The sequence below is a fragment of the Paenibacillus apiarius genome, from assembly GCF_017052585.1.
GTDB classification, from domain to species: domain Bacteria; phylum Bacillota; class Bacilli; order Paenibacillales; family Paenibacillaceae; genus Paenibacillus_B; species Paenibacillus_B apiarius.
This window is the reverse complement of sequence record NZ_JAFFHZ010000001.1, coordinates 3,057,174-3,077,467: the sequence shown is the minus strand read 5'-3', so window position 1 is coordinate 3,077,467 and position 20,294 is coordinate 3,057,174. Positions and strand designations below refer to the sequence as shown.

Genomic DNA, 20,294 nt, shown 5'->3' with positions numbered 1-20,294 from the left:
TTGTGTTGTTGCTAGGCAAAAAAGGCTTGAACCCATGATGAACGCGGTCCAAAAGCGGCGTGCCGGCAAAGCAAGAGCTGCTAGCAGGGACGAACCCCCGTTAGCAGCGCCAGTTACGAACATCCTGAATGTGATTCACGCAAATAGAGACACTTTTTGCCACGCTTCACGCTTGTTATATAGACACAAATTGGGTCAAGTTGCGCGGATCGTCCGGGTTAAGCCCCCGTTTCACCGCCGTATAGTAACCGTTGTATTGAATAAACGGCAAGTACAAAACAGCGCGCGCTTCATCGCTTATATGTGCGGCACCAAGCTCAATCACCTTGTCAGCAAATTGCGTATCTTCACCGGCTTGTGCGGTCAAAATGACGACCGTGGCGCCATATTGCTTCATTTCTTGAGCAACCTTCAACTCATAGGAACGAGCTTGCTCGGACAGCAACAGCACGATTTGCGTGTCCGGATCGACAATTGACTTCGGACCGTGGCGGAATTCCAGCGTACCGTATGCTTCCGTCCACGTATAAGTCATTTCCTTCAACTTCAAGCACGCTTCCAGCGCAAAACCGTACAGCGCCCCCATTCCCAAATAAATCGTTTTATTAAATGAATTTCCGTTCACCCATGCTTTTGCCGTTTCATCCGACATTGTAACGGACGCGGCATGTGATTGCAATACAGCTTCCAGTTCCTTGTATGCTGTCTCCTGTCCTGCGCCAAGAGCAATCGCCGCCTGCATCATGAAGGTCATGCTGCTGAGCGACTTCGTCATCACCGTGCTCTTCTCCGCGCCGCGCGGCGACACGAGGCACTCCGTCATGGCTGCCATCTTGCTTGCAGGATGGCACGTGATTCCGCAAGTGGTCCAATGCGGCAGATCCTTGACCGACTCCAACGCGAGGATGACTTCGTGAGATTCACCTGAACGCGATACCCCGACCAAGAGCGTCTTCTTCGAAGGCGCAACCGTCTGTTCCCGGAACAAGAACAGCTCGGAGGAAGGATGCGCCACCGCGCTTCGTCCCGTCCATGTCCGGTACGTTGCCGCCATCGTCATCGCTTGATACCACGAAGAACCGGAGCCGACAAAGACAACCTCCTCATACTTATCGCTTCCTATATATTTCGTAATCCAATCCTGCTGTTGCCGCAATTGAATCCATGCTTCCTGCAGAGCTGCAGCCTGATCGCTAATTTCACGATACGTATGCGTATTCTGGTTTGACATTCCGCAAAATCCTCCTTTATAATCATCTTAATGAAATTATAAATCATTATTTTGATTGTTTCAATCATAATATGCAGGAGGTTACGCAAATGGGACATCTCATCAGCTCTACATCGATGCTGCAAGCGGCTCGCGACCAAGGCTTTGGCATCACCGCTTTCAACGTCCACACCTTGGAAATGCTGCAGGCGGTCGTGGAAGCCGCAGAAGAAACTCACACTCCCCTCATTCTGCAAACGACGGTCGGTACGGTAAAGCACTTGGGACCGGAATACATCGTATCTGCCGCCCAGACCGCAGCCAAGCTTTCTTCCATTCCGATCGCGCTTCATCTAGACCATTGCACGGATTATGATCTCATTGTAAAATGTATCCGCGCCGGTTATACATCCGTCATGATCGATGCATCCATGCATCCATATGAAGAAAATATTAGCCGCACGAAGGAAGTTGTCAAAGTGGCTGCCGCCGCAGGCGTCAACATCGAAGCCGAGCTTGGCAAAGTCGGCGGCGTGGAAGACGATATCGTCGTCGAAGAAGAAGATGCGCGTCTTGCCGTTCCTGAGGAATGCGCTGCATTCGTCGAAGCGACCGGCGTTCCTACGCTAGCTCCGGCTATCGGCACCGCGCACGGTATTTATAAAGGTGAACCGAAAATTGCGTTTGAGCGTTTGGAACGAATTTATTCCGGCGTGAGCGTTCCGCTCGTGCTGCATGGCGGCTCCGGCATTCCGGAAGAACAAGTGAAGCGCTGCGTCAAGTATGGCATGGCGAAGATGAATGTTGCCACAGAGCTGCGCATTGCATTCTCCGATGCGATTAAAGCCGTATTTGCAGCAAATCCCGACGAAAACGATCCGCGCAAATATATGGTGCCTGCGAAAGAGGCAGTGAAAGCGCTGGCGATGAGCAAGATGGAAATGGCCGGCTGTATCGGCAAAGCGAACGCGGTTCGTTAACCGCTGCGACAGCCCGCTTCATGTTGGAGGAATCGATATGATTACAACCGTTACTTTGAATGCGGCGATTGATAAGACGTACATCATCCCCGGATTCAAACTGAATTCCTTGTACCGCGCGGAGCAGATGAATACGACTGCCGGGGGCAAAGGCATCAATGTGGCTCGCGTCATCCGCACGCTTGGTGAAGACGTAATCGCGACGGGGTTCGTCGCTGGCTATAATGGAATGGCGATCTCGGAGATGCTGCGTCAAGAAGGCATTCCGTCCGATTTCGTCACGGTGCAGGGCGAATCAAGACTCTGCTTGAATATGATCGACCCGGAACACGGCACCCAGACGGAGCTGTTGGAATCCGGGCCTGCCATTCCGGCGGAAGCGATCGGGGAAATGAAGGGGAAAATAGCGACGCTCGCTTCTCAATCCTCTCATGTCGTCTTCTCCGGCAGTCTGCCGCAAGGATGCCTGCCCGGACTCTATGCCGAGCTTATCGGCATCGCCCGCGAGGCCGGGGCCATCCCGGTGCTCGATACGAGCGGAGATGCATTGGTAGCAGGCATCGCATCACGTCCCTATCTTATCAAGCCTAACGAGCATGAAGTCGTGAAGCTTACGGACGGCAGCGCGGAAGAGGAGGATGCCATCAAGGCCGCTCTGTTCCGGCTGACGGAGCGGGGCATCCCGAACATCGTCGTGTCGCTCGGCGAGCGCGGAGCGCTGTCGGCCATGGATAAGCGGATATACCGCGTCCGCATCCCGCGCATCGACGCCTTGAACGCCGTCGGCAGCGGAGATTCCATGGTCGCCGGTCTGATTGTCGCTGACAAGCGCGGCTTGCCGGCGGAAGAGCGGTTGAAGCTGGGCGCCGCCTGCGGATCTGCCAATGCGCTCATGCCATCTGCCGGTATGGTCCGCCTGGAGGATGTCGAGACGCTGAAGCGGCAAATCCAAGTGGAAGCGCTTCTGTAACCGCAGCCCTGCCGTATATATACGGCCGCCCGCACTCTGTCTGCCCTGACAGGTGCGGGCGGCCGTTTGCTTTCGTTATTGCCGCAGCTTCACGATGACGTATGCAACCTTGTAGGTAAGCGGAATCCGCCCGCCGGGAAGCCGGTAACGGTCATAGTAGCACTTTATCATGTCCCGATAGAGCGCACGTTTCAACGGGCCGGCGGTGGCATTGCTCGCGGCGGCATTGCCGGCTCCGACCCGGCGGACCTGCTGCAGCATCGCAGGAACATCCGGGAAGGCATAGCGGTAGGTTGCCTCTTCCCATATTATAGATGGCGGCAATGTCTTGCTATTATCGGTTGCCTCTTGAGATATCGCCGTCCGAGCCGCGTGCCGCGCAGTTATGCATGATAGCTCATCTGCAGGAGCAGCCGTATGCGCAGCCTGATCGTCGGACGCAGATGCGGAATCCCGTACAGGCGCCGTCAGCCACCTAAGCCAATCTTCCTTTGCCGGATAGGCCAGCCCGCGGGCAACCGGCTCCAAGCCGAGCGCCGACTCCGCTTCGCCGAAGGACCGGTGCAGCTCCTGCAGCGTCCCCGGCAAAAAGGTAGCAAAGGCCAGCGCTCCGCCCGGAGCGAGGAGGCGCAGCAGCCCGCCTGCCGTCTCCGCCGGACGGTTAAACCATTGAAAGGCGGCGCTGGAAACGATCATGTCGTAAGCTTGGTTCCAACTGCGTCTTCCTCTCTGATCATCCTCCTCTTGCACCCACGCCTCCGCATCGGCGACGACTGGCTCCAAGCGCCGTGCAGCCGCACCGGTCTGCTCCAGCTTTGCGCTAGCCGCCTTTATCATTTGCGGCGACAGATCAACGAGGGCGGCGGATGCCTCTGGAAACAGCCGCAGCAGCTCAAGCGTCAGCAGACCTGTTCCGCAGCCGATATCCGCAATCCGGGATACTGTTCCGGAATGGCTCTTCGCTATGCGCGCGGCCAGCTCGCAAGCCATGACGCGCTGCACTTCGGCATAGCTGTCATACTCGTGCGCATGCTTGTCGAACCGGCGCTGCACGAGCGATTTATTCACATTTGCGCCCGGGAAGGGGCGCGGTGTCTCCGATGTCGTTGTCATACCACGACTTCAACTCCTTTCGCCAGCGGGCTGGTTGCGTAAGAAACGGCACATGGCCTGCCTGCGGCAGCACCGTGAAACGGGCAGCGTTGCGCTGCCCGTTCAGCGCTTGCGCCCGCTGCAACGCGCCAAGCGGGCATACGGTGTCGTCCGCCCCGTGCAGCCACAGCAGGCGCGGCCCCGCCGGTGCCGCCGTCACCCGCGCCCACGCCGCGGCAAGGTCTGCCTGCTGCAGGTAGGCGAGACCGGCGTCAAGCCCTTCCGGCGCGAATGCAGGCGCGCCGGAAGCAGACGGCGCGGCTTGCTCCGCCGCTGCCATAGGCGCTGCCGCAGAGCGCGCCATTCGCGCAACCCGCTGCGCCAGCAGCCGCCGCAGCCCGGCGTCCTCGCGCTCCGCAGCAGAAGGGAGACGTTCCGCGAATGCGCGGAGCGTCTCCTCGGCCGCATGCGCCAAGCGGCGGCGCATGCGGCCCACGACACGGCTGGGCCAACCCGCCTGCCCCGTGTCGTCAACGAAGCGCAGCGTCGTCCCGCAGAAGACGATGCTGCGCATAGCTGGGATGGCTGGGGAATCCGGCCCAGCCATCCATGCGTCAAGCGCCTCGAGCAGCAGCATGCCGCCCATCGACCAGCCTATCGCATGCCACTCCTCTTCCGGCTCCAGCAGCAAGGGCATGGTCACCGCCCCGCGCAGCTCCTCTATCGTCCGGCAGGCAGCATACGATACATAGCGGTGGTCGAAGCCAGGCAGCTCCGCAGCAAGATGCCGCCAAGTCTCGGATGACATCCCCCAGCCATGAACCCATAATAGCTTCAGACGCTTATCCTTCGCATCGGAAGCATCACCGTCTCCATTCACTTCCGTTGTGCCGTTTATCTCTATGTGTCTGTCCATCGTTTTCATATCTTCCTATCTCCATCATCGTCAGTCTCGCGTCATTCGTGCCATCTTCCTATCAGCCAATGTCAGCTTCCAGTTAAGGCCGCCTGTCCGCGATAGGAGCGCTGCAAGGCGTGCCTGTCTCACGCTAAGTCTTGCCGACTCTAGATGTATTGCGCCAAGCGGGCGACCGTATCCGCCACCCGCAGCAAATCCTCGTCGCGATGCTGCGGCGTCGGCGCAAAACGGATGCGCGCCGCTCCTTCCGGCACCGTCGGCGGCCGAATCGCCACGCCGGCGATGCCCGCTTCCGCCAGGGCGGCGCTCACCGCAACCGCACGCTCATCCGTGCCCAGCATGACCGGCACGATATGGCTGGCGCCCTCGCCGGTGTCCAGACCGCCGGCACGCAGCCGCGCGCGGAACAGCGCCGCCTTGCGCATCAGCTCGGACCGCGCCGCATCCGCAGCGCGCACCTCGCGGAGCCGCGCGCGAATGAGGGCTGCCATGAATGGCGGCAGCCCGGTATTATATATGAACGTGCGCGCGCGATTCACCAAATAACGGATAACCATGTCATCCGCCGCAATATAAGCCCCAACCGCTCCGAACGCCTTCCCGTACGTGCCCATAATAACGTCCACGCGCTCATGCAACCCAAGCTCATGGCACATCCCGCGCCCTTCCGGCCCATACACGCCGCCGCTGTGGGCTTCGTCAACCATAAGCATCGCGCCGTATCGCTCCTTCAGCGTCACCAGATCGGCCAAGGGCGCCTCCGTCCCATCCATGCTGAAGACGGAATCGGTGACGATGAGCTTCCGCGGCGCCCGCCCCGCTTCACCGGTTGCGCCGGCGCTCCACTTTTTCAATTGCGCCTCCAGCCGGTTCAAGTCCCGGTGCGGATAGCGCACATGATGCGCGCGGCTCAACACAATGCCGTCCACGATGCTAGCATGATTCAAGCGGTCGCTGAATACGGCGTCATGCCGGCCAACCAGCGCAGCAATGACGCCGGCATTGGCCATATAGCCGCTCGTAAAGACAAGGCATGCTTCCCTTTGCTTGAATGCCGCCATCTCCCGCTCCAGCGCCTGATGATGCGGATCATGGCCGACAATAAGACGCGAAGCGCCGGCCCCGATTCGAACTCCCGGCTCGCCCAGAGCTTCCGACTCACTGCGCAGCGCTTCCCATTCCTTGCCGGATACCCAAGGGGACAGGCCTAAATAATGATTGGACGCCAAATTCAAGAGCCGTTTGCCGTCACGTTCGATCCATCCATCATTCAACCAGACGGCGGTCGACAAGCGGCGCAGCCGCCCCATCCGCTCCCGCTCATCCAATTCCTCTTTCATCCACGCCCATCGTTCTGAATTATTGATAACGCTAGTTATAGCGCGCATTGTTCAATCTCAAATCCTAAATCTTCGATCATCTTATGGTCCGCCGTCGCTTCCTGTCCTTCCGTCGTCAAGTAGTCACCGACGAAGACGGAATTGGCTGCATAGAGCGCAAGCGGCTGCAGCATGCCCAGATTCACTTCGCGTCCGCCGGATGCGCGAATTTCCTTCGACGGGCAGACGAACCGGAACATCGCGATCGCTTTCAAGCAGCGGCGCGGATCCAAATCGTTCAAATGCGCAAGCGGCGTCCCCGGAATCGGGTTCAAAAAGTTGATCGGAATCGAATCTGCATCCAGCTCGCGCAAGGAAAAGGCGACATCGACGAGTTGATCGTCCGTCTCCCCCATCCCCATAATGACGCCAGAGCACGGTGACATCCCCGCGTGCTTAGCCGTCTCTACCGTATGTATGCGATCCGTATATGTATGCGTGGACGTAATATGAGAATAATGGTCTTTGCTCGTATTAAGGTTGTGATTGTAGCGATCCACGCCGGCCTGCTTCAACCGGTTGGCTTGCTCCTGCGAGAGAATGCCCAAGCAGGCGCAAATCTTCATCGGCAGCGTCGATTTAATCTCCTCTACTGCAGCCACGACCTGATCCAATTCCCGCGGCGTCGGGCCGCGTCCGCTGGCAACGATGCAATAAGTGCCCGCCTGCATTGCCATCGCTTTCTTCGCGCCGTCCACCAGGACATCCTTCTCGAGCATCGTATACTTCTCAATCGGAGCGTCGGACACGCGCGACTGCGAGCAGTATCCGCAGTCCTCGGGACAGTATCCGCTCTTCGCGTTAATAATCAGATTCAACTTCACTTTATTGCCAAAAAAATGCCGGCGCACCCGGTACGCCGCGTCCATGATCGCAAGCAGCTCTTCATCGTCTGCGCGCAGCACGCTCAGCGCCTCTTCCCTGGAGAGAACCTCTCCCTGAATCGCTTTTATGGCCAAATTACGCCAATCGGTCTCAACCATTGTCGTCGTGTCGCTCATCCTCATCGCTCCTTCTTCATATCTCTATTCGCGTTCCAACAGCCACTGCGTAAATCGGTTCATCTTAGTAAACGAAGCCAGCCACTGTTCCCGCCATATCGCCCATGCGGACGACTCAGACACCCTGGCCCGATCCGGTTGTGGAAGCCAAGGCACAAGTCCCAGCACGGGAACGCCAGCCATAGCTTCAATCATGCGTGCGTTCTCCTCTGCTTCCCTCGCTTCAGCCATCACCTTAGGACCGCTCAACGCTACGGCGACATCGGTAATCCCCCGTGCGCGGGCATAATGCACCGCCGTAACTGTATGACTTACCGTCCCTAGTCCAGACGAAGACACAAGAAGCAATGGCACTTGGAGCCCATATGCGAGATCCGCCATCGTATCCCGCTGCGTGAAAGGCACCGCGATTCCCCCCGCGCCCTCAATCAACAGCAATGACTGTTCTTCCAGCCGTCTCTGCCCTTCCTCCAGCAATGCCGGGAACGAAAAGGCAACACCCGCACGTTCGAACGCCATCCAGGGCGCCAACGGATCGGGCAGCGTCCAAGTCGCCATCTTATCCTCGGAAATTTCGGTCATGCCGCTTCCCATTCGCAAGCGATACGTATCTGCCTCCGGATCTCCTATAGTGGTGCCACTTTGCACCGGCTTCCACAGCTGGAGCTTCCGCTTCCGAATTTGATGGAAATAAGCCGCAATTCCCGCAGTGACGACCGTCTTTCCAACGCCCGTCCCCGTTGAGGACACGAACAAGCCTTTGTGTGTCCCCGACGCACGCCTCATTTGCGTATTCATCTTGCACACCTTCTTTTTCGTAAACCTATGTATACACACTCTGGGTTGACATTGCTTTCATTCATTTTACCGGAATGACGAAATCAGCACAAGAGTTTGTTAACCAAAAATTATGCATATAAGGTAAACATAAATAAACTGCCTCCCTACATAAAATCCACATACATCTTTGGTACATTGTTCTTACAGCGATTCTTCAGCCCGCTCCCTATACTGCTGTTGGATGTGGGATCATGCCTTTTTCGACCCGTGAAAGGTTTGCGATATAACGAAAAGCCACTCATGCACTAAAATGTCAAATGTCTATCGTCAAGGAGGAACCATATATGCGTCATTTTCAACCATGTCATCGTCTCCGCCCGCTTCTGACAATCCCGGTTGCAACCGTACTGATCTTGGCCTTATTATCAGGCTGTTCCCGGCAGCCAGACGGATCGGAGACGCGGTTCAACGCTTCGTCTGACGCGGGCGCGGCAGATAATAACATTACGCCGTCCGGCTCGAACGATAAGGAGCAATTAGTCCTATCCTCCGGCACCGCAGATGACTTCGGTGTTTTTGAATTGACCTCCAACCATCCGCAGCCAGGAAATAAACCGATCACACTGACATTACAACAGGCGCGGCACAAGTTCGGAGACGGACGCGAAGCAAACATTTGGGGCTATAACGGACAAGTTCCCGGGCCGCCGCTCGTATTTGCAGAGGGGGATCGCGTCACCGTGGACGTCAATAATCAGTTGGATGTCGGCACCAACATCCACTGGCACGGCTTGCAGGTTCCGATTCGGCAGGACGGTCCCGGCATCGACATGCAGCCCGGCAACCGTCACGAGTATGAATTCACAATCCGCCAGACCGGAACATACTGGTATCACTCGCACTACCGTCCAGTCGAAGAGCAGGTCGAGCAAGGATTATACGCTCCTCTTGTCATTAAGACAGAAGCCGACAGGAAATATGATCGTGATATCGTGCTCGTGCTGGATGATTGGACGTTAGAAGAGAGACAAGCTTCGGGGAAGATGAAGACCGATGAATTCGACACGATAAACGGCAAGACCGGCTCTGCCATTCCTGCGTTAACCTTAAAGGAAGGGGAGCTCGTGAAGCTGCGGTTCGTCAATGCTTCCACCGTCAACTCGCAGAAGCTGAACCTTCCGGGACATACATTCCGCGTGACTCATTTGGACGGAGCGGCGCTGGCGGAGCCGTTTGAATCCGATACCATCCTTATCAGTCCCGGAGAACGTGTGGATGCCGAACTGCGTGGCAGCTACAGCGCGGGCAGCTTCGAGCTGACCAACGGCCGCGGCCGCGGCATGCGTCTGCCGATCATATACAACGGTCAACAGGAGGTAATCACAGCATCGCCGTTCCTTGCGCCTGCGCCCCGTCCGCTGCTGACGGAAGCGCCTCAGTCGCCTGACTTTACGGTACGCCTGGATTCGGGCATGATGAGCGGAAATCAAGAAAGCGGCGGAAAGATGGGGGGCGGCATGATGAACCATCGCATGGCGTGGCTGATTAACGGGCAGGCCTTTCCCGATACAGAGCCGATTCGCATCGGGACCGGACGCATCTATACGATGCGGATATACAACGATGACCATCATATGGCGCATCCCATGCATCTGCATGGCACGCACTTTCAAGTGCTCTCCTTCAACGGCGAAGCGCCGGCACGGGAATTGTTCAAGGATACCGTCAATGTCCCTCTGGGCGAGTATGTAGATATTGCATTCCGCTTCGATGAAGCAGGTGAATGGATGTTTCACTGCCATATTTTGAATCACGAGGACGGCGGCATGATGACATCCGTCATCGCCGGGTGAAACGGATGAGATAGCCCCTTTGTAACTTGAAAAGCCCGGGAAGCTTTCCCGGGCTTTTTTATTGCGACTCCGAACACGTACGTACCAATCGCTTATTTCAGATAGGTCGCCGCCTTTTCTTCCGGGAGGACTCACGTCCATGACCGTACGAAACAACGCAGTTCAGCTTCATCCAAGCCGTTCACCCCCTATCACTCTCTACAACGAATCATCCACGCAAAAATGTGACAGTAAAACAAAAATAAAAAGGATGTAACATAAAAATAAGTTGTTTAGATATCTAAATCTATTTTCCGCTTGCTTATCTTTATTTCATTTGTTACTATAACTGACGAACGTTCGTTAAATTCGAGGTGAATTTTATTGAAAAGCAATGACATTAAGGAAGCCGCTCTAAAATATTTCACAATTCATGGTTATGAAGGAGCATCCCTTTCTCAAATAGCTGAAGAAGTCGGCATGAAAAAGCAATCCATTTACGCCCATTTCAAAGGGAAGGATGATCTTTTTCTGCAGGTTTTACGTGATGCGAAAGAGACGGAGCTATCTTCAAAGCTTCAATATTTCAGCAACATTGATTCACAACAGCCCGAAAAAGATTTATACGGATTTCTGCAATTGGTAATCGATCTTTTCCAAAAAAATGAGCAGTTAAAATTTTGGCTGCGCATGTCCTTTTTTCCGCCGGCACATCTTGCGAAAGCAATCGAAAAGGAAGTAATCGATATCGAGGAGAAGGTGCAGGCGATACTGGAAAGCAAATTTCAGGATTGGATCGATGCTGACGCAATAGTCGGAGATGCAGCAAAAACGCCGACCTTCGCCTTCTTAGGAGTAGTCGATTCCATTATGCTGGAGCTTGTATACGGCGGCAATGATGAGCGAAGGCTGAAGGATAAATTAGCAGCCTCTTGGACCGTATTCTGGAGAGGTATTTCACATTAATGATTCTTACAGAAAGAAAGTGTTGATACATGAAGAAAACAATAAAAGAACAAAAGACGGTATTACTTATTCTTCTAAGCAATGTATTCATTGCATTTCTAGGAATTGGACTTATCATCCCCGTTATGCCGTCTTTTATGAATATCATGCATTTATCTGGCAAAACGATGGGCTATCTTGTTGCCGCATTTGCGGTGGCACAACTGCTTATGTCACCACTCGCAGGACGTTGGGTTGACCGTTACGGCAGAAAGAAAATCATCATCATCGGCTTATTCCTTTTCGCTGTTTCAGAACTTATCTTTGGGTTGGCCACGAATGTATCGGTGCTTTATATAGCAAGGATTCTAGGGGGAATTAGTGCCGCCTTCGTTATGCCGGGTGTTACTGCATATGTTGCAGATATTACATCCGTTCAGGAACGGCCAAAAGCGATGGGTTATATTTCTGCCGCCATTAGCACTGGCTTTATTATAGGACCTGGCATCGGTGGCTTTATTGCGGAATACGGTGTGCGCATGCCCTTCTTCTTTGCGGCAGCCATTGCCTTTTTAGCATGCGTTTCATCCATATTTATTTTAAAAGAGCAGCTGACAAAGCAACAGCTTGCAGAAATTTCTTCCAATGCAAAGCAAACAAACTTCATAAGCGATTTAAAAAGATCGCTTCATCCGCTTTACTTTATCGCATTTATCATTGTATTTGTGCTCGCTTTCGGTTTATCAGCATATGAAACGGTTTTTAGCCTGTTTTCTGATCATAAATTCGGCTTCACGCCGAAGGACATTGCAGTCATTATTACAATAAGCTCAATCTTCGGCGTTGTTGTGCAAGTATTTATGTTTGGAAAAATGGTAGATAAACTCGGTGAAAAGAAACTGATCCAATTATGTTTAATTACAGGTGCAATATTGGCGGTGGTATCCACGCTGATCTCTGGCTTTTTGGCAGTGCTGGCGGTAACTTGCTTCATCTTCCTCGCATTTGATTTGCTTCGTCCGGCATTGACGACATTTTTATCAAAAGCTGCCGGGAAAGAGCAAGGATTTGTTGCTGGAATGAACTCAACCTATACGAGCTTAGGCAATATCGTCGGGCCAGCGATGGCAGGTATACTATTTGATGTAAACATCCACTATCCTTTTCTTTTCGCTGCTGTCATCATGGTCATTGGCCTCGGTATTACGGTCATGTGGAAGGAAAAACAATTGGGAGAAAGCTTAGCGGAATAATTTTATTTATAGATAATATTATTTAATTTGCGGGTAGTGCCAGCTTCGTTGGCACTACCCCATTTCTTGATACCGCTCGTGATCTGGCTTCAGCTGCATAATCATTTCCGTTGTCTTCATGCAACACGGAAGTTCCGCTACGTGCTTTCCTGACTGCGGGGGAGAGCGGATCTAAGACGCATTGTTCAGGGCCCTAACAACATATCCGCCATGGCGAGGAGGAGGAATATGCTAGTGTTCTGAATGAAGGGCAGAGTGAACCAAAGGATCGGAATAGGACCATTCGCTCTGGATACGCCTCGATCCTGTATGCCCGAACCCCTTGCCCGAGCCGGGCTTTAGGGACGAGCGTGAACCGCATGGCGTTATGACAAAAACAGACTGCAGGCTTTCTCCGCTATCCGCTTGGACAAAAAAAGAGAGCGGTCATATGCATCCGCTCTAATCGTTCTCGCTGCGATCACCGTCTGGACGCTTCCCGCGCTCCCTGTCTTCATCGGATTCGCCCGTATCCAGTTCCATGTCCTCTTGTTTGATGATTTCATGAATTTGATGCTTAATCGTCTCTGAGCGGGTTCCGAATATCGCCTGCACATTGTTGCCGACCTCTAGCACACCTGATGCGCCCAGCTCTTTCAACCGGTCCTTGTCCACATCGCCCTTATCCTTGACCTGCACGCGCAAGCGCGTAATGCATGCATCCAAGGAGGCGATGTTGCCCTTGCCCCCAAGCGCCGTCAGGATGCCGCGCGGCAGCTCTTCCGCCGCCGTTCCTTGCTTGGCCGCGGCAGCAGGTGCGGCCGCTTCTCTTCCGGGCGTTCTGAGATTGAAGGTGCGGATGGCGAAGCGGAATCCGAAATAGTAAATGAGCGCAAGCACCAATCCAACCGGGATGACGAGCCAATACGGCGTCCGGTTCTGGAGCACGCCGAACAGCAAATAATCGATGACGCCGCCGGAGAACGTCATTCCGATTTTGACGCCGAGCAGGTGCATCGTCAGGAACGAAAGTCCCGCAAAAACGACGTGTACAGCAAAGAGAAGCGGCGCCACGAACAGGAAGGAAAACTCAAGCGGCTCCGTAATTCCGGTCAGGAACGACGTCAATGCAGCCGATCCCATAAGCCCGGCCACAAGCGCCTTGTTCTCCGGGCGCGCTTCATGATATATGGCGAGCGCAGCAGCAGGCAGGCCGAACATCATAAACGGATATTTTCCAGTCATGAATGTGCCCGCCGTCAATTCAACGCCATCCTTCAGTTGGGCGAAAAAGATTTTCTGATCTCCCCGGATGAGCTCGCCCGCTTTGTTCACATATTCCCCGAATTCGAACCAGAAAGGCGCATAAAAGATATGATGCAGCCCGAATGGAATGAGCGCGCGTTCACAGATGCCGAAGATGAATGCCGCCAGCGCGCGATTCGAATCGATGAGCGAATGGGAGAATGCGTTCAGTCCGCTCTGGATAGGCGGCCAGATGAACACCATCACGATCCCGATCAGAAGCGATGTAACGGCAGTAATAATTGGAACAAAGCGCTTGCCCGCGAAAAAGCCAAGGTACGAGGGCATCTCAATCGTGAAAAAACGCTTATATAACGCTGCCGCCGTGATACCGATAATGATGCCGCCGAAGACGCCCGTTTGCAGGGTGGGCACGCCCTGAACGATGGCATACGCGAAGTTGGTCTCCACCATGTCCGGCGTCACATTCATTATCACTTTCATCGTCACATTCATGACGAAATAGCCGACGATGGCAGCAAGTCCCGCCACTCCATCCCCGCCGGCCAGACCGATGGCTACTCCGACGGCGAACAGCAAGGAGAGATTGTCGAACACGATGCCGCCCGCCGATTCCATAACGCTGGATACCGTCGACAGGACGGGCCCTCCGAGCGCCGGCAGCCGGGCAATCAGATCTGGATTGCCGAGCGCGTTGCCGATGCCGAGCAGAATGCCGGCCGCAGGCAGGATGGCCACAGGCAGCATCAGCGCCTTGCCGACCTTCTGCAGCACGCCGAAAGCCGATTTGAACATAGAACTCAACCCCTAACTATGTGCATGACTTGCAGAATGGATGAGAAACCTGTTGTTACCATTTCCAATCCGTTCTGGTGCTATGCACGCGATTGAGCTCTGAGTTACAGGTCGCTTCGCCCTATTCAAGCATCGCGACCGCTTTGGTCACATTCAGCCCGGAATAACGTGCCATGACATCCGGCAGCTCGTCCAAGCGGAAATGGTGGCTGATAAGCGGCTCGATGCGCACGATCCCTTGCGCGATCAGCGCAATCGCCTCCTCATGCGTGTACGGGTTGATGAACGAGCCCATGATGCGCAGCTCCTTGCTGAAAATTTCGAACGGCGAGAAGCTTGCGCGCGCTTCCGGGGCTGCAACGCCAAAGAGCAGCACCTGGCCGCCTTTGCGTGCCGCCGCAACCGCCAACTCGACCGATTCAGTCCGGCCGACGCATTCGATGACGACATCGGCGGAGTTCCGCAGTCCGCCCGCTTCGCCGGCGTCGAACGGCGAGACGACGGCGTGTGCGCCGAGCGCCAGCAGCGCCTCGCGCTTGTGCGCGGCCGGTTCGCTCACTGTAATGCGCGCGACGCCCGCCGCCTTGACGAGCTGCAGGAACAGCTGGCCGATAAAGCCGCCGCCCGCGATGAGCACGTGCTGGTTTGCTCGCAGCTCCAGCTTCTTGAATCCATGCAGCACGCAGCCGAGCGGCTCAACCATCGCCCCTTCTACCCAGCCGACGTGTTCCGGCAGCTTGTAGCAGTTGGCGGCGGGCACATTGCACAGCTCTCCCATACCGCCGTCCCTTGTCACGCCTATGGCCTGAAGCCGCTCGCACAGGTGGGCGCGGCCGCCGCGGCAATATGCGCACGACCCGCAATAGATATTCGGGTCGACCGAGACCCGGTCGCCCGGATGCAACTCCTTAACATCCTCACCCACAGCCTCGACCGTTCCGGCCAGCTCATGTCCGAGCACGATCGGCGGCTTCACCTCCGCCGATCCCGGATGGCCGTGATAGATATGCTGGTCTGTGCCGCAAACGCCGCAGCAGGCTACCTTGAGCCGAACCTCCCCCTTGGCAAGCGGGCGCTCGGCCCATTCCGTAAATTCCATGCTCAATGTCCCGCGGAGAACCGCTGCCTTCATGCTCCTCATCCCTTTTCATGTAATGTTGCCGCGTCGCCGTGACAGCGCCGCATATTCTCTGCCCGTTACCGGATGAAATCTGCAGCCGCATTCAAGGCAGACACGCGCAGCGTGTCCCACGGAATCCGCTTCCCTTCGGACTGCGAAATCCGTATTTCCTTAACCTGTCCGGGCAGTAAATCGAAGAAGTTGTCGCTGAACACGAGCCACTCCTCATCGAGCTCGATTTTGACCATGCGCGCCGCACGATCAGCCGCTACCCGCATAACGGCCGCAGCCTCGTCCACTTCAACCTGCAGCTTCGTCTCGTCGAAGCGCATATCCTTGTAATCGCGCAAGTAAACAAAGTTGTCCTCCGTGACGCCATTCCCGGAGGACAAGACGCATACGACATCAGCCGCAGCGGCTCCGTTCGTTAGTTCCGCTTCGGACAGCACGGCGGCCTGCATTTTGCTGTTCGGCTCCACGGATACATCAAATTCGCGCTTGCATAATACCGTTCCGTCCAGCTTGTATACGGTCAGCAGCACCTTGTCCTTATAAACGTCCAAGCGGTCGTTCAGCACCCAGAGGCGCAGGTCTTGACCGGCATCGTGATCCGCCGTCAGCAGCACGGGCGCGAAAAATTTGCGGGCATAATGGTACGCCGCCTTCGGCAGCCCATAGTAGTCGATGACCGACCAGCTTGTTCCCGGCCAGCAATCATTCAGCTGCCAGAACAAAGCCCCGCTCGTGTCCGGCTTATTGCGGCGGTAATGCTCAATGCCGTACTTTAACCCTTCCGCCTGCGTCAGCATGGAGTAGTTCATATACTCCTCCATATTTGCGGGCGCGCCTGTATATCCTTCCATAAGCAAAATGCCCTTCGGATGATGGATATCCTTATTGCGGTACATCATCTCGCCGCTGCCCCAGAAGAACTGGCTCTCCGGAATGTTGCGCCGCAGTGTGTAGCGGTTGGAGGACGCGTGCATGCCGAATTCGCTGGCGAACTTCGTCGTATCGCCCTTGAATTTTTTGAACGACAAGCCTTCCACGCTATAGTCCTGCACCTGAGGCGCGCCGAACACCCGCGGCTCGATGTTGCCGTGCCATACTTGCCAGTTGTGAGTGTCGCCAACCTCACGCGAATTGTGGTCGTTGCCCCCGTATGGCGAGCTCGGCCAGAACAAACGCGTCGGGTCAAGCGCCTCCAGCAGGGCCGGCATCAACTCGTGATAAATCTTCTCGCCATAGAACGGATGCGCTATTTCACCGCTCGCATGCAGCGCCTCGTACAGCCAGTCGTTCTCGTTATTTCCGCACCATAGAGCGAGGCAAGTCCGGCTGCGCAGCCGTTTGACGACCTGCTCGATTTCCCGCCGCACATTATCCATGAAGTTGCGGTTATAGTCCGGGTAGAGCGCGCAGGCGAACATGAAATCCTGCCAGACGAGCAGGCCAAGCCGATCGCACTCGTCGTAAAAGATGTTACGCTCGTAGATGCCGCCGCCCCAGACGCGCAGCATGTTCATATTGGCCTCTTGAGCCATGCGGATTAACCGCGAATAACGATCATCCGGAACAGCCGCAATGAAGCTGTCGATCGGAATCCAATTCGCGCCCTTCGCGAACAGCTTCACGCCGTTGAGCACGAACGTGAACGCATGATGCCCTGCCTCGTCGCGCTGCATCAATTCCAGCGTGCGGATGCCGAACCGTTCCTGCCGCGTGTCGACCGCTTCCCCGCCGCTCCGAAGCGTCACCTTCAAGCGGTACAAGTACGGTTCGCCCAGATCGTGCGTCCACCATAAAGCCGGATTCGGAACATGAAGACGCGCGTTGCCGGATAGCCCGTACGCACAGATGGCGCCGTCCTGCACGAAGCCCGGGCCGCGGTCGAGCCGGATCGATTGCGCCGCGACAGGAGCCCCTTCCGCATCCAGCAGTTCTATTTCTGCGACGCATGCTTCGCTGCAATCGAACGCCCGAACGTCGACGGCAACATCCACGACTGCCTCTCCGTCCTTCACCTCGGCCGTACGGGAAAATACGCTGTCTATATATGCCTGGCGGCGCTTGACGAGATGCACGTCCTTCCAGATGCCCGCGCAGACGAGCCGCGGCCCCCAGTCCCAGCCGTAATGGCTTTGCGCCTTGCGCGTCCAAATCCGCTTTTTGCTGAAGCCTGACCAATAGTATTGCTGCTTGCTCCCGGCATGCAGATGGACGGGCTCGATTTTGACCGCCAGCACGTTCTTGCCCTTTTTAAGCTCCCGTGTCGCCTCGAACGAATGGCTGATGAACATGTTATCCGTCGTTCCCAATTCCACCCCGTTCAAATACACGGTCGCAAACGTATCGAGCCCTTCAAAGACAAGCTCTATCCGTTCACTGTCTTCCCGTTCGCCATCCCATATGAATACGGTGCGGTACCACCACACCTTCTCCTCGACCCAGCGGCATTTCTGATCGTTGTGACCATAGAACGGATCATCGATAATGCCTCTTTCGATGAGTGTGGTATGCACATCCCCCGGCACCTTCGCCGTCATCCAGAAATAATCGATATAATCGGGGGAAGCCACCTCCAAATCGCGCGCCTCGCCGATATTGAAGTCGCGCAGCTTCCAGTTCTCGTTCAGTCTCATATCGCGCTCCTATCCAGAAGACGCCAAGACCTCCCGGTCTTGGCGTCTCCATGTCTCTCTGCTCTATATTCAGTCTATACGTATGTCAAACTGTCCAAAATTTCCTTGACGCTAAGCTCGGCGCAGGCCATTGATGTATCCGCCACGCCATAGTACATCTTTACCTTGTCGCCTTCCACGACAGCTCCGCAAGAAAAGACGACATCGCCAAAGAAGCCGTTTTTCTCGTAATCCGCTTCCGGCTCCATCACCGGCCGCTCGGAACGGGCGATCACCTTCGTCGGATCATTCAAGTCCAGCAGAACGGCGCCCATGCAATAGCGGTGCTCCTTTGTCGCGCCATGGTACAGCTCAAGCCAGCCCTTCTCCGTCTTGAACGGCACGGCGCCGCCGCCCATGCGTCCGCTGTCCCACATGCCTGGACGCAAGCCAAGCAGATGTTGATGATTGCCCCAATACAGCAAATTATCCGATTCCGCAATCCATATTTCCGGGTTGCCGATGCTTTTCGTCGTCGGACGATGCAACGCAAAATATTTACCGTTGATTTTCTCCGGGAAAATAAGCACATCCTTGTTGTCCGGACTGAAAATCATGCCATGGTGCGTCACGTTCACGAAGTCCTTCGTCGATACCATCGCTTCTCCGACCCCGACCGGGGACACCGCGGAGAAATAAATATAATACGTATCGCCGATCTGCGTCACGCGCGGATCTTCAATTCCGAACGTCTCCAATGCCGTGGACGGATATACAAATGGCGCATCGTCGATCGTAAAGGTATGCCCATCCTTGCTGCGCGCGATACGGATGTATGAGATGGACGTCAAATATTCGAACGTCGCGCTCTGAGACTTGTTGCGGATGACGCGCGGATCAGTGAAATCGTAACGCTCGTCGTCCACGCGAAGCTTGATGATATCGAGCTTCTTCGTCTCCGGGTTGAACACAGGCGCCTTCACGATGTTCGGGTCGCTGCTGATTGGACGCTCCGCTACGCGCAGCAGCAACAACACTTCACCATTGTAAGTCGTGACGCCCGCATTGAACGCGCCGATGACTTCGAAGTCGTCACGGTGCGGCTTGACATCGGCCGGCGTAATAAGCGGATTTTCTTCATATCGATAAATATTCATGGTGTGAACTCCTTAAGCTGTATAATAATAAACACGATTATGCCTGTTCGAATTTTTGGAACGGATCCGCAATGGTCAGCCGATGCGCCTCCGCATCGCTTATGCCGGCATACAGCACCGCCGTGCCGTCCCCATTGCGCAGAAGGCCGCCGCTGAATACGACGTCTGCCAGATCGGTGCGCTTCGCGGCACCCGGCAGAAATTGATCCCGAACGGCAATGAGCTCGATATCGGAATAAGCGCCCGTTGCCGGGTCAAGGGCGAATGCCATCGGGTAGTAATGGCGATCGCCTTGCGCATCGAAGCTCGCGATATGGCCAAGGACGCCAATACGGCCGTTGCCCAGCAGATGCGCCTCGTTCGCGCCTCCCCATTCTTCGTCTATGAATTGTCCTTCAAGCAGGGGCGTATGGGCAATCAGTTCAATGGATAAGTCCTCCAAGCGCTTGACACGGGCAAACCCAATCTTGCCGCGGCCGCCTTTCTCTCCCTGCGGGCGAGTAAAGATGCCGATGCCGCCATCCTGCAACTCCACAAGCCGCAGATCCTTCATCCCGTCCGGTCCCTTAAAAAACGGCTTCAGCTCAGCGATGCTCTTCCCTTTGTAGAACACCGTGCGCCACATGAGCGCGTTCTCCTGTGTCGGATGCGGATAAATCTGCACGCCGCCGAGCACGAGCTCGCCGCCGATGCGCGTCTGGAACGGATCCTGAAGCTCGAATGCCGGCGCTCCTTCACGCGGCACCCACTCGCCGTTCCGTTCAATGAAGAAACGAACTTCGGAATACTCGCTGTCGCGCGATTCTACGCGTCCGGCAATAACCGGCTCGCCTTCGTCTAGAAATGGGGCCGTAATATTGTATACATCCTTGTCGCCGACCCCGGCAAACGCCAGCTTCTCAGCGTTCCGTGCCAGCGGATTTTGCGCCGTATATTCCTGCAACAGCATTTCGCATGTCTTTACACTGCCTTTGTTCAATTCCATATAGGGCATG

16 protein-coding genes are annotated in these 20,294 nt (G+C 55.5%); 5 read left to right on the top strand and 11 right to left on the bottom strand.

Features of this window, described 5'->3' with window-relative positions; all coding sequences use genetic code 11:
* Window positions 1-175 precede the first annotated feature (175 nt).
* Window positions 176-1,231: an SIS domain-containing protein gene (locus tag JSQ80_RS13985; protein ID WP_206095700.1), complete on the bottom strand. Its 1,056-nt coding sequence runs from the start codon at window positions 1,229-1,231 to the stop codon at window positions 176-178.
* A gap of 89 nt (window positions 1,232-1,320) precedes the next feature.
* Here JSQ80_RS13985 and JSQ80_RS13980 point away from each other — a divergent pair, with 89 nt between their 5' ends.
* Window positions 1,321-2,190: a class II fructose-bisphosphate aldolase gene (locus JSQ80_RS13980; RefSeq protein WP_206095699.1), complete on the top strand. Its 870-nt coding sequence runs from the start codon at window positions 1,321-1,323 to the stop codon at window positions 2,188-2,190.
* A gap of 37 nt (window positions 2,191-2,227) precedes the next feature.
* Window positions 2,228-3,160, top strand: coding sequence for a 1-phosphofructokinase (gene pfkB, locus JSQ80_RS13975; RefSeq protein ID WP_206095698.1), 933 nt, complete (start codon window positions 2,228-2,230; stop codon window positions 3,158-3,160).
* A gap of 75 nt (window positions 3,161-3,235) precedes the next feature.
* Here pfkB and JSQ80_RS13970 read toward each other — a convergent pair whose 3' ends face one another.
* From JSQ80_RS13970 to bioD, 5 genes are all read right to left on the bottom strand, one after another.
* Window positions 3,236-4,273: a methyltransferase gene (locus JSQ80_RS13970; protein WP_206095697.1), complete on the bottom strand. Its 1,038-nt coding sequence runs from the start codon at window positions 4,271-4,273 to the stop codon at window positions 3,236-3,238.
* Complete coding sequence (locus JSQ80_RS13965) at window positions 4,221-5,168, bottom strand: alpha/beta fold hydrolase (RefSeq protein WP_206095696.1); 948 nt, start codon at window positions 5,166-5,168, stop codon at window positions 4,221-4,223. The genes JSQ80_RS13970 and JSQ80_RS13965 overlap by 53 nt, the downstream gene beginning before the upstream one ends.
* Window positions 5,169-5,317: 149 nt before the next feature.
* Window positions 5,318-6,511, bottom strand: a complete 1,194-nt coding sequence (locus JSQ80_RS13960; protein ID WP_240463663.1) for an aminotransferase class I/II-fold pyridoxal phosphate-dependent enzyme — start codon at window positions 6,509-6,511, stop codon at window positions 5,318-5,320.
* A 35-nt stretch (window positions 6,512-6,546) separates the two neighbouring features.
* Window positions 6,547-7,551 (bottom strand): biotin synthase BioB, encoded by a 1,005-nt coding sequence (gene bioB / locus JSQ80_RS13955; RefSeq protein WP_176392927.1) that lies wholly within the window; start codon window positions 7,549-7,551, stop codon window positions 6,547-6,549.
* A 24-nt stretch (window positions 7,552-7,575) separates the two neighbouring features.
* Entirely contained in the window at window positions 7,576-8,349 is a 774-nt protein-coding gene (gene bioD, locus JSQ80_RS13950; protein WP_206095695.1) for a dethiobiotin synthase, read from the bottom strand.
* Between the two features lie 326 nt (window positions 8,350-8,675).
* Here bioD and JSQ80_RS13945 point away from each other — a divergent pair, with 326 nt between their 5' ends.
* From JSQ80_RS13945 to JSQ80_RS13935, 3 genes are all read left to right on the top strand, one after another.
* Window positions 8,676-10,184: a multicopper oxidase family protein gene (locus tag JSQ80_RS13945; protein WP_206095694.1), complete on the top strand. Its 1,509-nt coding sequence runs from the start codon at window positions 8,676-8,678 to the stop codon at window positions 10,182-10,184.
* Between the two features lie 363 nt (window positions 10,185-10,547).
* The gene (locus JSQ80_RS13940) at window positions 10,548-11,129 is read left to right on the top strand and encodes a TetR/AcrR family transcriptional regulator (RefSeq protein ID WP_206095693.1); all 582 of its coding nucleotides are present in this window, start codon (window positions 10,548-10,550) and stop codon (window positions 11,127-11,129) included.
* Between the two features lie 29 nt (window positions 11,130-11,158).
* Window positions 11,159-12,361, top strand: a complete 1,203-nt coding sequence (locus JSQ80_RS13935) for an MFS transporter (protein ID WP_206095692.1) — start codon at window positions 11,159-11,161, stop codon at window positions 12,359-12,361.
* Window positions 12,362-12,802: 441 nt separating this feature from the next.
* Here JSQ80_RS13935 and ptsG read toward each other — a convergent pair whose 3' ends face one another.
* The 5 genes from ptsG to JSQ80_RS13910 form a co-directional block, all read right to left on the bottom strand.
* A complete protein-coding gene (ptsG, locus tag JSQ80_RS13930) occupies window positions 12,803-14,401 on the bottom strand; it encodes a glucose-specific PTS transporter subunit IIBC (RefSeq protein ID WP_206095691.1) in 1,599 nt (532 codons plus the stop codon).
* A 121-nt stretch (window positions 14,402-14,522) separates the two neighbouring features.
* Window positions 14,523-15,533 carry a zinc-dependent alcohol dehydrogenase family protein gene (locus tag JSQ80_RS13925; protein ID WP_206095690.1) on the bottom strand — a complete coding sequence of 337 codons (1,011 nt, stop codon included), beginning with the start codon at window positions 15,531-15,533 and terminating at the stop codon, window positions 14,523-14,525.
* Between the two features lie 65 nt (window positions 15,534-15,598).
* On the bottom strand, window positions 15,599-18,163 hold the full coding sequence (locus JSQ80_RS13920; protein WP_206095689.1) for a beta-mannosidase: 2,565 nt from the start codon (window positions 18,161-18,163) through the stop codon (window positions 15,599-15,601).
* A 74-nt stretch (window positions 18,164-18,237) separates the two neighbouring features.
* Window positions 18,238-19,299 (bottom strand): BtaManbiosPhlase, encoded by a 1,062-nt coding sequence (locus tag JSQ80_RS13915; RefSeq protein ID WP_206095688.1) that lies wholly within the window; start codon window positions 19,297-19,299, stop codon window positions 18,238-18,240.
* 37 nt (window positions 19,300-19,336) lie between these two features.
* Entirely contained in the window at window positions 19,337-20,284 is a 948-nt protein-coding gene (locus tag JSQ80_RS13910; protein ID WP_206095687.1) for an MTP-1 family protein, read from the bottom strand.
* Window positions 20,285-20,294 lie beyond the last annotated feature (10 nt).